At 67.7% G+C, this 11,762-nt stretch carries 12 protein-coding genes; 1 reads left to right on the forward strand and 11 read right to left on the reverse strand.

The annotated features are described in order from the left end of the window. Nucleotides 1-23 precede the first annotated feature (23 nt). The 4 genes from dxr to ACZ50J_RS15590 all read right to left on the reverse strand — a co-directional run bounded on the left by dxr (nt 24) and on the right by ACZ50J_RS15590 (nt 4,526). Entirely contained in the window at nt 24-1,229 is a 1,206-nt protein-coding gene (dxr, locus tag ACZ50J_RS15575; RefSeq protein WP_464298067.1) for a 1-deoxy-D-xylulose-5-phosphate reductoisomerase, read from the reverse strand. Continuing rightward, nucleotides 1,226-1,984 (reverse strand): hypothetical protein, encoded by a 759-nt coding sequence (locus ACZ50J_RS15580; protein ID WP_464298068.1) that lies wholly within the window; start codon nt 1,982-1,984, stop codon nt 1,226-1,228. The genes dxr and ACZ50J_RS15580 overlap by 4 nt, the downstream gene beginning before the upstream one ends. A 703-nt stretch (nt 1,985-2,687) precedes the next feature. Then, nucleotides 2,688-2,981 (reverse strand): hypothetical protein, encoded by a 294-nt coding sequence (locus ACZ50J_RS15585; protein ID WP_464298069.1) that lies wholly within the window; start codon nt 2,979-2,981, stop codon nt 2,688-2,690. Nucleotides 2,982-3,068: 87 nt separating this feature from the next. Continuing rightward, nucleotides 3,069-4,526 (reverse strand): NAD-dependent succinate-semialdehyde dehydrogenase, encoded by a 1,458-nt coding sequence (locus tag ACZ50J_RS15590; RefSeq protein WP_464298070.1) that lies wholly within the window; start codon nt 4,524-4,526, stop codon nt 3,069-3,071. Nucleotides 4,527-4,581: 55 nt separating this feature from the next. Here ACZ50J_RS15590 and ACZ50J_RS15595 point away from each other — a divergent pair, with 55 nt between their 5' ends. Further along, nucleotides 4,582-5,259 carry a copper homeostasis protein CutC gene (locus ACZ50J_RS15595; protein WP_464298071.1) on the forward strand — a complete coding sequence of 226 codons (678 nt, stop codon included), beginning with the start codon at nt 4,582-4,584 and terminating at the stop codon, nt 5,257-5,259. Here ACZ50J_RS15595 and ACZ50J_RS15600 read toward each other — a convergent pair. The 7 genes from ACZ50J_RS15600 to coaD form a co-directional block, all read right to left on the reverse strand. Beyond that, entirely contained in the window at nt 5,253-6,710 is a 1,458-nt protein-coding gene (locus tag ACZ50J_RS15600) for a M81 family metallopeptidase (protein ID WP_464298072.1), read from the reverse strand. The genes ACZ50J_RS15595 and ACZ50J_RS15600 overlap by 7 nt on opposite strands. Next, the gene (locus ACZ50J_RS15605; protein ID WP_464298073.1) at nt 6,707-8,620 is read right to left on the reverse strand and encodes a M3 family metallopeptidase; all 1,914 of its coding nucleotides are present in this window, start codon (nt 8,618-8,620) and stop codon (nt 6,707-6,709) included. Before ACZ50J_RS15605 ends, ACZ50J_RS15600 begins: the two co-directional genes overlap by 4 nt. 24 nt (nt 8,621-8,644) lie before the next feature. Next, nucleotides 8,645-9,514 (reverse strand): bifunctional DNA-formamidopyrimidine glycosylase/DNA-(apurinic or apyrimidinic site) lyase, encoded by an 870-nt coding sequence (gene mutM, locus ACZ50J_RS15610; protein ID WP_464298074.1) that lies wholly within the window; start codon nt 9,512-9,514, stop codon nt 8,645-8,647. Continuing rightward, nucleotides 9,507-10,331, reverse strand: a complete 825-nt coding sequence (gene rnc / locus ACZ50J_RS15615) for a ribonuclease III (RefSeq protein ID WP_464298075.1) — start codon at nt 10,329-10,331, stop codon at nt 9,507-9,509. The genes mutM and rnc overlap by 8 nt, the downstream gene beginning before the upstream one ends. Before the next feature lie 16 nt (nt 10,332-10,347). Then, nucleotides 10,348-10,542: a 50S ribosomal protein L32 gene (gene rpmF, locus ACZ50J_RS15620; protein WP_325550474.1), complete on the reverse strand. Its 195-nt coding sequence runs from the start codon at nt 10,540-10,542 to the stop codon at nt 10,348-10,350. Nucleotide 10,543: 1 nt separating this feature from the next. Next, nucleotides 10,544-11,125, reverse strand: a complete 582-nt coding sequence (locus ACZ50J_RS15625) for a YceD family protein (RefSeq protein WP_464298076.1) — start codon at nt 11,123-11,125, stop codon at nt 10,544-10,546. 102 nt (nt 11,126-11,227) lie between these two features. Then, complete coding sequence (coaD, locus tag ACZ50J_RS15630; RefSeq protein WP_464298077.1) at nt 11,228-11,746, reverse strand: pantetheine-phosphate adenylyltransferase; 519 nt, start codon at nt 11,744-11,746, stop codon at nt 11,228-11,230. Nucleotides 11,747-11,762 lie beyond the last annotated feature (16 nt).

The raw sequence follows: 11,762 nt of genomic DNA on the forward strand, positions 1-11,762 counted from the left end.
CTCACGGTCTCCTGCGACCGCGCTCAGCGCTGATCGAGTAGTGACTGTGCGTGGGCGCGCGCCCAGGTCTCTGCAGCGAGGACGTCTTCGACCGTGAGCTCGGCCCCGGATGGCGCGTGTTCCTCCACGACCCGCCGGACCGTCTCGATGATGTCGGTGAAATTCACCCGGCCGTCGTGGAATGCCTCCACGCACTCCTCGTTCGCGGCGTTGTACACCGCTGGGTATGTCGAACCGGCCAGGCCGACCTGACGCGCCAGCTGCACGGCCGGGAAGGCGTCGTCGTTCAGCGGTTCGAAGCGCCAGTCCGCCGCCTTCGTCCAGTCGATCGGTGTCTCGGCGTCCGGAACCCGATCCGGCCAGCCGAGGCCGAGCGCGATGGGCACCAGCATCGTGGGCAGTCCGATCTGGGCGACGACGGCGCCGTCGACGAACTCGACCATCGAATGGATGAACTGCTGCGGATGCACCACGACATCGATGCGTTCGAAGGGCACATCGAAGAGCAGATGTGCCTCGATCACTTCCAGGCCCTTGTTGACCAACGTCGCCGAATTGGTGGTGATGACCTTGCCCATCGCGAAGTTCGGATGTGCCAACGCCTGCTCGGGCGAGACCTTCTTCAGCTCGTCGAACGGCAGCCCGCGGAACGGACCTCCGCTCGCGGTGATCACCAGTCGCCGTACCTCCCGGTCGCTGCCCGCACGCAGGCTCTGCGCGATGGCGGAGTGCTCGCTGTCGACCGGCACGATCTGCCCGGGACGCGCGGCACGTTTGACGACGGGACCACCGACGATCAACGACTCCTTGTTGGCGAGCGCCAGCGTCGAACCGGCTTCCAGCGCGGCGAGCGTCGGGCGCAGTCCGATCGACCCGGTGATGCCGTTGAGCACCACATCGGCTCCACAGCTCGCCACGCGTTCCGAAGCATCCGTCCCGACCACGATGTCGGGGTGGTAACCGCCCACCCCTGCGGCGCGCGCCTCGTCCTCGAGCAGCTCGCGGAACTCCGCCTCGTCACCGGCGGCGAGCCCCACCAGCGCAGCCCTCGCCTGTACTGCCTGACGTGCGATGAGCCGCGGCTGGCCCCCTCCGGCGCTCAGCGCCGTGACCCGGAAGCGGTCCGGGTTGCGCTCGACGATGTCCATGGCCTGTGTGCCGATCGACCCGGTCGATCCCAGGATCGCCACGGTTCGCTGGGCGGGGGCAGCTGTCGGTGTCTCGGTCACGTTCTCATTAAATGCCATTCACCCGCTGTGACGCCGTCGCCCTCCCGACCGAGCAGCTCGTCCAGGATGTAGTCGCCCACCGCAGCGGCCTTGGCCGGCCGCATCTCGATCATCCTGTCGCCCGGCTCCTGCGACACCATCGTCCGACGGCTGGTCCAACTCCCGTCCGTGCCCAGCAGCACTCCGAGGAGTATCTGCTCACCGGCGGGAACCTGGCCGGCACGCCATACCGTGGCATCGAACTGTGCGACACCGTCACCCCAGAGATCCCGAGCCAGGTCGCCGGCCGCGAAGGACGAGACGGTCAGCGACACGGGGTCACCGCGTCCGTCCGCCACACCCTCCACGGTGCAGAAGGCGTCGACCTCGTCGGGCAACCTCTCCGGATCGACGAGCCGGAACTCGTGCATGCCGTCGTCGGTCACGTCCTCGATGACGACGACCTGCTCACCGAGGTGGTGGTACCGCAGGACTCCGATGTCAGCGGTCGCCTTGCTGATCAGCAGCGCGGACCTCGCACAACTGCGGACCTGCAACATCGTCACGACGTCCTCCGGCAGCTCCATACCTCTCCCGCCGTCGATCGCGACCGCACCATGAGCGCACAGCGATCGGAAGGCCACCTGCGTCGCGAGCTGACGTTGGGCGGCGTCCAACCGACTCAGGTATGGCGCATCGACGATCGGATGATCAGCGCTGAACAGCAACAACTCCTCGTCCGTGAAACGGACCAACAGCGGTGCGAGTCGCCTCATGCGACGACCCCCACCGGACGGACCGAGGCCGGTGGATGGGACGGAGACACCGGAGGATGTATCGGCCCGGGCCACCGGCGGGAACGGATGGGACCGCTCAACGGCGGCGGCTCGAACGGCCGGACCGGCGCCCAACGAACCGGACTGTCCATCGGACCACTCAACGGCGGCGCCCTGAACGGCCACACGCTCCTCGGCTCGCCCGGTGTGCTCGTCGGCCCGCTCAACGGCGGTGGCTCGAGCGGCCATCGTCTGACGCGTCCATCGGGCGGGCGAATCGGTCCGACCCATCGAGGCGGAACGATCGGCCGTCGCAGCAGGACGTGTTGCAGCTCCGATTCGAGCTGCGTCGACTGCTGATGAAAACGCCGGCGCAGCAGGCCGATCCGGTCCTCGATCGCTTGTCTCTCTGCCACGGCATGATCCGGCAGCCGCCGCGCCTGCACCTGCGCGTCGGCCAGTTCAATTCCGAAGCTGCGCGCGAGTATGCCGAGCTGCTCCACCACGGACCTGGCCCTCTGCACCGTGCCACGGTGGCCGTGGGCCAACGCGGCAAAGGACGCTGCCGCCGTTCCGGACCATCGCGCGTAAGTGCTCTCGGCGGCGCCGCTCAGGGCCCGCTCCAACCGGCACAATTCGAGCGCCAGCGCTCCGCATCGTTCCCCTGCACGCACCAGTGAGTCCGCGTCACCGTCCAGTGGACTCACGACTGGGCCGCCAATGCGATGCGAACGATCCGATCGGTCCGTCGATACGACCCGGCAGCCGAGTCCAGTTGCCCCGAGACTGCTGCTGCATGTTCCAGCACGGACTCCGTGACCTGCGGCAGCAGGTCGCCCAATCTGCTTGCAGCGGAACCGCTTTCGTCAACCACGGTGCCACGTCGCAGGTCGTCGATGATCGCACGCGCGAGCATCGTCACGCTGTGATCGACGGCCCCACGCAGTGATACGGCTGCTGACTCCAGCGACCCCGGGTCGACCGTGAGCTGCCCCATCGCCGGCTCCCTTCCTCGTCCTCGGAACGAGATTAGGAGCCGGCGACGATCAGCCGCAGAAGTTATCCACAGCTCGCGGTCATCACCTCAGAACGCGAGACCGACGTACTTCGTCTCGAGGTACTCGTCGATGCCTTCGAAGCCGCCCTCTCGGCCGAACCCGCTGGCCTTGACGCCCCCGAACGGCGCCGCCGGATTGGAGACCACTCCCTGGTTCACGCCGACCATGCCGTATTCCAGCGCCTCACTCACGCGCAGCACCCGCGCGTAGTCGCGGGTGAAGAAGTAGCCGACCAGACCGAACTCGGTGTCATTCGCCCGCTGGATCACGTCGGCCTCGTCGGTGAAGGTCTGGATGGCGGCCACCGGTCCGAATATCTCTTCCCGCGCCATCGCTGCGTCGCCGGGCAGACCGGTGATCACCGTCGGTGTGAAGAAGAATCCGGCGCCATCGCGCTTGCCGCCACCGGTCACGACCTGCGCGCCGCGGTCGGTCGCGTCCGTGACGAGACCAGTCACCTTGTCGACGGCCTTGGCGTTGATCAGTGGACCGACGTCCACACCATCGGTGAGTCCGTCACCCACGGTCAGCGCGGCCATTCGCGCGGCGAACTTCTCGCTGAACTCGGTCGCGACGTCGGCGTGGACGAAGAAGCGGTTGGCCGCCGTGCACGCCTCTCCGATGTTGCGCATCTTGGCGAGCATCGCGCCTTCCACGGCGGCGTCGATATCGGCGTCCTCGAAGACGATGAAGGGTGCGTTGCCGCCGAGTTCCATCGACACGCGCAGCACCTGCTGGGCCGACTGCTCGATGAGCGTGCGACCGACCGGTGTCGACCCGGTGAAGGTCAGCTTCCGGGCCCTCGGGTCGCGGATGAGCGGCTCCATGACCTCGCCGCTCTTGCTCGTGGTGATGACGTTGAGTACGCCGGCCGGCAGACCAGCCTCCTCCAGGACCTGCGCGAGATAGAGCATGGTGAGGGGCGTCTCGGCCGCGGGCTTGACGACCATCGTGCAGCCGGCCGCGATGGCCGGCCCGATCTTGCGAGTGCCCATCGCAAGCGGGAAGTTCCACGGCGTGATCATCAGAGTCGGCCCGACCGGCTGCTTCATCGTCATCAGGCGGGTCGCGCCGTTCGGAGCCGTCGAGTAGCGCCCGGATACGCGGACCGCCTCCTCCGCGAACCAGCGGAAGAACTCCGAACCGTAGGCGACCTCGCCACGTGCTTCCGCGAGCGGTTTGCCCATCTCGAGCGTCATCAACTCGGCGAACACCTCAGTGCGGTCCACGATCAATTCGTATGCCGCGCGCAGGATCTCGCTCCGATCGCGAGGCGCCGAACGAGCCCATTCGGCCTGCACATCCGATGCAGCGGCCAGCGCCGCATCGCCGTCTGCGACCGATCCGTCAGCGACCCGTGCGAGCTCGCCACCGGTTGCCGGATTGTCCACCTCGAGCGTGGCGCCGCCCTCGGCGTCCCGCCAGGTGCCGCCGATGAACAACTGCTTCTTGACCTGCTCAACAACCGGGAAATTCTGTGTCATGGATCAAGCGTGCCACCCCGACGCGGCGTCGGCGACGCGGCCCACAATGGGACCCATGAGCCGGACTCTCGAAGTGATCGTGACCAACACTGCTGACGCGCGCGCTGCCGCTGACGGGGGCGCCGACCGACTGGAGCTGATCGCTGCCCCGCACCTCGGAGGTATGACGCCCTCCCCTGCCGTCGTCGCGTCCGTACAGGCCGAGACCGACCTGCCTGTGCGGGTCATGATCCGTCGGACCGAATCACATCGCCTGGCGCAGCAGACCATCGACGCACTCGTCGCCGATGTCGAATCATTACCGATGGCAACAGAATTCGTGTGCGGAGCCGTCGATGAAGACGGTATGCCGGATGCTGTCCTCGAGCAGCTGATCGCTGCCTTCGCGGGTCGCCGGTGGACCTTCCACCGCGCTGTCGACGATGCGCCGGACCTGCTGGCGGCGGTCGCCGCCGCGCTGCAGCTCACCGGATGTGATCAGGTGTTGACGGCCGGCGACGCCGGCGGGGTCGACAGCGGGTTCCCACGTCTTGCGACCGCGCTGGCGGATCCGAGCCTGGCACCTGGTCTCCTCATCGGTGGCGGCGTCACCGTCGACAATCTGCCGCCGCTCCTCGCCGCCGGAGCCCACGGCATACATCTGGGCCGGGTGGTGCGGGCGGCCGGTAGCTGGGACCAACCGGTCCGTGCCGATCTCGTTCGCGCCGCTGCCGAGCTGGTCCACGCTCACTGACCGGCGTCGAAGAGCTGTACTTCCGGCCGCCAACCATCCTCGATCGCATCGAACGGATGCAGTGGGTGTTGGGTGCGCACGAAGCGCAACCGGTCGATCCGCTGGTCGACCGGACCGTCGGTCAGTGCCATCGCCCAGCCATTGCTGGCTCGCTCCAACTCCGGCTCGAGGTACCCGATCTTGTTGATCACCAGGCGGGTTCGCGTCAGGTCGACGCCAATACGCGCGTAGTCCGCCACGGTGTGGAACGGCGTCCGCCGCGTCGTCAGCACCACCTGCAACCGGCCAACGGCGATCACCGCGAGGTCGCCCGACGCGTCGCTCACCAGAGTCCGCACGACGCCCCCGAGTTCCACCCGCGCCGGCCAGCCGAAGCAGCCACCGACCAGTTCCTCGAAGCCACCGCCCACGCCGGCGCGCTGCGCCGCGTGCACACCGTCCGGGTCGACGAGGGCGGTCCAGACGGCGTCGTCCGCGCCGCCGGTCACTCTCCGGTCCGCCAGTAGCTGCGCGAGTGTCGTTGCCACATCACCGGATCCGCCTGCCGTCGGGTTGTCGCCGGTGTCGCTGACGAAGAACGGCCCGCCCGTCGCTGCGAACGCCTCATCCAACGCCCACGACAGCGTTCCGGTCGGACCGCAGAACCTGAAATCGTCACGAGCAGCGACGAATTCGCCCGCCAGCCGCTCACATTCACGCCGTATGGCGCCAGGGTCATCCCCCGTCACCACGACTGCCGCCGAGGTCCGCGGCTCGTCCGCCCACGCGTATCCGACCCACAGAGCCGCGTCCCAGACACTCTCGGGCGGATCGTCGAGCGATCCGTAGAGCGACGCCGCGGGTTCGACCCGGGTGGACGTCTTCTCCCCTGGTAGGGCGACCGGAACCCGGCACCAGGCACGCGACGGATGCACACCGGACGTCAGCGCACGGGCGAGCAGCCCGGCTGCGCGATCCCTCGTCTCCGCCTCGTCCACGTGCGGCGCCGTCCGATAGCACGTCGGCAGTTCCACCAGCTCCGCGAAGTCACGTGACACCTGCCCGTGCAGGTCCATCGCGGCTGCGAGCACGACGTCAGCGCCGCCGGCGGCATCCCGTACGCGTCGGGCCAGGTGCGCCTCGGCATCGTCGAGCCCCTCGACCAGCATCGCTCCGTGGATGTCGAGCAGCACCCCGTCCCAGGGCGCACCCTGTCGCACTGCCTCCAGCACCTGCTCGAGCAGAGCGTCATACGTGGCACGCAGGAGCGGGCCACCGGGCAGTGCCCGCGCGACCGGCCCTGGTACGAAATCGACCTGGCCGAACCGCCCCGCCACAAGTCCCGGGAAGCGCTCCAACACCCGCGATCCCACCCGAATACCGAAGTCCGCCAACGACGTTCGGTGCGGCGCGAACGACGACGACTCGGTCCCGATGCCGACGATGATCGCTCGTGGACGGCGCTCGCTCACTCAGCCAGCCATGCCGCGTAGGCGTCGAACGTGTAGGGCCGGCCGAGGAAGTCGGCGACCAGGTCGGCCGCGTCCTGGCTCCCACCCGGGACCAGGACCTTGTCGCGATAGCGACCCGCGACCTCGGCGTCGTAGAGGTCGTCCGTGTCGAACGCGCTGAACATGTCCTTCGCGATCACCAGCGACCACATGTAGGTGTAATAGCCCGAGCTGTACCCGTCCAGGTGTCCGAACGCGGCGTGGAAGTGTGTGTCCGGCACGTACGGGAAGACGGAGTACTGCCCCTGCAGGTCACGTACGACGGCGGTCAGGTCGTCATACCGACGCAGGTGCAGGTTCAGCGAGAGCGCTGCGTAGAACATCTGGGTGCGTGCCTGGAATCCCTTGCCGAAGTCGTCCGCACGACGCATCTTCGCGACGAGGTCCGCCGGGATCGTCTCTCCGGCCTCGTTGGTGGCGAAGGTCGCCAACACGTCGGCGTCCCAGGCCCATTCCTCGAGCATCTGACTCGGCGCCTCGACGAAGTCCCACTCGGTGGCGACGCCGCTGAAACTGATCCACTCCTGATCACCACCGAGCACGTGGTGGATGAGATGCCCGAACTCGTGGAAGAGCGTCACGACCTCGTCGTGCTCCATCAGGCCCCGACCGAAGTTGCACATCAGCACGCCCTCCGGCAGTTGCCGGCCGCGCAGGCCCCCACGCAGATCGAACTGCGCCGCGTGCTTGTACTTCCCGTCCCGCGGGTGCAGGTCGAGGTGGATCCGGCCGATCCGCTCCCCCTCACGCAGCACGTCGTATGACGCCACCTCCGCGTCCCAGGTGACGGCGTTGACGGGTTCGAACGAGATCCCGAAGAGCCGGGCCGTCACGTCGAGCAGACCCTGCCGGACCTTCTCGAACGCGAAGTACGTGCGCACCTGCTGCGCGTCGACGGCGTACTGCTCCTTGCGCACCAACTCGGAGTAGTAGCTCAGGTCCGGCGAGGAGATGTCCGTGGCTTGCGGCACGTCCTGCTGCAGTCGCTGCAGCAGGATCGCCTTGTCCCGTTGGGCGCTGTCGGCAGCAGCCGACGTGATCTTGTCGATGAATTCGCCGATGGCAGAAGCGTTTCCGATCATCTTCACTTCTGCATCGAAGTCTGCCCAGGTCTCGTAACCGAGCAGCTTCGCGTGCTCCGCGCGCAGTTCGAGCAGTCGCTGCAGCACGGCGTCGTTCGCCGGCCAGGCGACGTTCAGTCGTTCGAGCGTCATCGCCATACGGGTGCCGGGGTCCTGGCAGAAGGTGATCAGTGGGATCGCGTCCGGGTAGTCCGTCGTCACCGTGACCAGTCCGTCGTCGCCCACCGGGTGCGCGTCCAGCCAGTCCTGCGGCATACCGGTGAGCGCCTCCGGCGGCACGGTGATCGTCCGCACGCCTTCGCGGATGTTCTTGCTGTGCTCCTGGCTGGCCTTCAGCTCCAGTTCGGCGAGCTCACTCAGCCGCGCGCGGGTCTGCTCATCACGGTCGACCCCGCTGCGGCGGAAGTCGCGCAGGGTGTGGTCCAGGAAGCGCTGCGCCGACGCGTCGAGTCCGGCCGGTTTGACCCCCGACAGGATCGCGAACAGGTCTCCGTCCATGCCGAGCTCGGTCGAATAGGCGTCCAACCGTTGCATCGCGCGCTCGGCCGCGTCGCGCACCGCGGAGTTCGGATCCGCCTCGGCATACACGCCGGCGACACCGGCCGCGCCGGCGAGCGCAACGTGGATGTCGTTCCAGGCGTGCAGCGTCTCGAGCGCACCCGTGGGCGGCGTCTTCTTGAAGGCGGCCACGAGCGAGCGGGCCTGGTCGAGGCCACCATCACAGGTCCGCTCGACCCATTCGAGCGCAGCGTCGGCGGTCGGCAGGGTCTGTGGTTGCAGAGCAGTCATGCCAGCAACCTAATCCCAGTGCGGCTAGCCGCGGACGCGCGGCCGTCGTTGACACCGCGGACAGCTGAACGACGATCGGTTCATGAAGGACTCACGAACCATCAACGTGCCGCAGCGTCGACACGGATCGCCTTGCCGCCCATAGGCATTCAGCGATCGTTCGAAGTAGCCGCTTGCTCCGTTGACGTCGACGTAGAGGCTGTCGAAGCTGGTACCGCCGCGGCCCAGTGCCTCGGTCATCACCTCGGCTGCGTGCCCGAGCACCTCACGCGCCGCAGCGGCGGTGAGTCGCTCGGTCGGACGCTCCCCGTGCAGCCGCGCGCGCCACAGCGCCTCGTCCGCATAGATGTTGCCGATCCCCGAGACGAGCGATTGGTCCAGCAGCGCGCGCTTCACCTGGGTATGACGCCGCCGCATCGCCCGACCGACCGCCTGCTGGTCGAACGCTGCCTCCAGCGGGTCCGGAGCGATGTGCCCGATGATCTCCGGAACCGTGCCCGGCCCGAACGGATCCGGCACCAACGCGACCAGCTGCAAACCGCCGAAGGTGCGCTGGTCGACGAACCGAAACTGCCGTCCGTCGGACAGGTCGAAGACTGCGTGCGCGTGCTTCTCCCGAGGTGAGTCGGGAGCCTCGACGAGCAGCTGTCCGCTCATCCCGAGATGTATGACGAGCGCCTCCGCAGCGCCGTCCAGCTCCAGCCAGAGGTACTTACCGCGACGTCGGGCGCCGGTGACCGCCCGCCCGCGCAGGCGATCGGCCAGATCGACCGGCCCGGGGACATGTCGCCGCGCGACGCGGTGACCGAAGAGCTGGACGTCGTCCAGCGATCGCCCGACGACGTGGGCAGCCACACCGCGTCGGACGACCTCGACCTCGGGTAGCTCAGGCACGTCCGGCGCGCGGCGCGCTCTCGGAGTCCGACGTGCTTTCCGAGTCCGACGGGTTCGGCCTGCGTGCGGCCGTCTTCTCCGCAGCGTCGGCGCGTGCCTTGAGTGCCTTCCAGGCGATCTCGGCGGCCTGCTGCTCGGCCGACTTCTTGTTGCGGCCGACGCCCTTCCCAAGCTCCTCGTCGGAGATCAGCACGGTGGCTGTGAAGGTCTTGTCGTGGTCGGGGCCGTCCTCCTCGACGCGGTAGAACGGCACGCCGAGTCCGAGCGCGGACGAGATCTCCTGCAGGGAGGTCTTCCAGTCCAGGCCAGCTCCGAGGGTCGCCGACTGCTCGATGAGGGTGTCCATCAGGCTGTGGATCAACGCAGTCGCACCCGGTATGCCACTGCACAGATAGACGGTCCCGATGACCGCTTCCATGGTGTCGGCCAGGATCGAATCCTTGTCGCGTCCGCCGGTGGTCGCCTCGCCACGGCCCAGCTTCAGGAAGTCCCCCAACTCGAGCTGTCGGGCGACCTTGGCGAGCGCGAGCGAATTGACCACTGCCGCACGGAATTTCGCCAGTTGACCCTCGGGCAGGTCCGGGTGCTCGTGATAGAGGTGATCGGTCACGACCACACCAAGCACCGCGTCGCCGAGGAACTCCTGGCGTTCGTTGTGCGGAATGCTGCCGTTCTCGTAGGCGAACGACCGATGTGTGAGCGCACGCGAGAGCAGCGACTCGTCGACAACCTGGCCGGATCGCTCTTCGAGGATCCGGGCAAGGTCGGCGACGGGCCGCTGTGCGTGTTCGGGACGCTGCCGCTTGCTGGGGCTCACGTCGTCGAAGAGGCCGTCAGGCCTGGTGCTCGGTGCGCTCCGCGGCGCTGTAGTGACGGTCCTTGTAGGTACCGCACGCCGGGCAGGCGACGTGCGACTGCTTCGGCGCGTTGCACTGCGGGCAGGTCGACAGCGCAACCGGCGTCGCCTTCCACTGCGCGCGGCGGGACCGGGTGTTCGAGCGCGACATCTTCCGCTTCGGGACAGCCACGTCAATTCCTCTTCTCGTCGTTGTCGGTGTCGTTGTCGCCGCCGGCAAGCTGTGCCAGCGCCGACCACCGGGGGTCGATCACTTCGTGATGGTGCGTCGGGTCGTCCGCGAGCAGCGCTCCGCATTCGGAGCACAGGCCCGGGCAGTCTTCCCGGCATACCGGCTGGAACGGCAGTGCAGGCACCACCGCATCCCGCAGCACGGGCTCCAGGTCGGCGAGGTCGCCGTCCAGCTCGTGCACGTCTTCCTCGTCGCCGTCCTCCACCTCGCGGTGGTGGGCGGCGCGATCGGCGTAGGCGAACAGCTCCTGAAACGGGACATCGATCGCAAGATCGACGGGCTCCAGGCACCGCACGCAAGCACCGGTCGCCGTGGCGTGCACCGTGCCGGTCACCAGAACGCCTTCCATCACCGACTCCAGACGCAACCGCAAGGTCATCGGCTGACCTTCCGGCACGCTGATCACGTCGGTGCCGAAGTGCTCAGGTGCCGCCACCTGCACTTCACCCTCCAGCATCCCGCCGGGTCGCCTCGGAAGCTCCTTGGTGTCAAGGGCCAGCGGGCGTCGCGTATCGGTATGCATCAAAGTGTGTTTCGCAGGAGACAGGGCACGGTCTCACGTTCGAACGACAAGACCGAAGAGCAAGGTTACCGGGTAACGTGCCCGTCGCCCAAACCGGCGCCGTCACTCGTCCCCGGCACTCCCGCCGGCGCCTGGCCGCAGCCTGTCCAGCAACGGAGCGAGCACCGGCTCGGGCACCATCGCGCGGACATCCGCGCCGCGCTGGGCGATCAACCGGATCAGCGAGCTCGAGTAGTGCGTGTATGCCGGATCACCCGGCAGCAGCAGGGTTTCGACGCCGGTCATCTCGCGGTTCATCAGCGCCATCGGCAGTTCGTACTCGTAGTCGGTCAGTCCGCGAATGCCCTTCACCAGCACCCCTGCGTCCAGCTCTCGGCAGACATCGACGATCAGCCGGTCACCGAAGGCCAGCGCCCGCACGTTGGGCAGGTCGGCGGTCGCCGCGGCGATGAGTTCGACGCGTTCCTCCGGGCTGAACGTGCCCTGCTTGGCGGTGTTGTGGAGTACGGCGACGACGACGTCGTCATACATTGCATTCGCCCGCCTGATGACGTCCAGGTGACCGTTGGTGATCGGGTCGTAGGAGCCCGGGCACACACACCGCTGGGGATTGCCACTCATATCAGGCAAGCTACCG

The organism is Flexivirga sp. G2 (genome assembly GCF_055397625.1).

Bases quoted from the DNA above. Each gene is read 5' to 3' on its own strand.
- ACZ50J_RS15595 (WP_464298071.1), top strand. From the start codon at position 4,582: ATGAGCCGGACTCTCGAAGTGATCGTGACCAACACTGCTGACGCGCGC.
- ACZ50J_RS15580 (WP_464298068.1), bottom strand. From the start codon at position 1,984: ATGAGGCGACTCGCACCGCTGTTGGTCCGTTTCACGGACGAGGAGTTG.
- ACZ50J_RS15585 (WP_464298069.1), bottom strand. From the start codon at position 2,981: ATGGGGCAGCTCACGGTCGACCCGGGGTCGCTGGAGTCAGCAGCCGTA.
- ACZ50J_RS15625 (WP_464298076.1), bottom strand. From the start codon at position 11,125: ATGCATACCGATACGCGACGCCCGCTGGCCCTTGACACCAAGGAGCTT.
- ACZ50J_RS15590 (WP_464298070.1), bottom strand. From the start codon at position 4,526: ATGACACAGAATTTCCCGGTTGTTGAGCAGGTCAAGAAGCAGTTGTTC.
- coaD (WP_464298077.1), bottom strand. From the start codon at position 11,746: ATGAGTGGCAATCCCCAGCGGTGTGTGTGCCCGGGCTCCTACGACCCG.
- ACZ50J_RS15605 (WP_464298073.1), bottom strand. From the start codon at position 8,620: ATGACTGCTCTGCAACCACAGACCCTGCCGACCGCCGACGCTGCGCTC.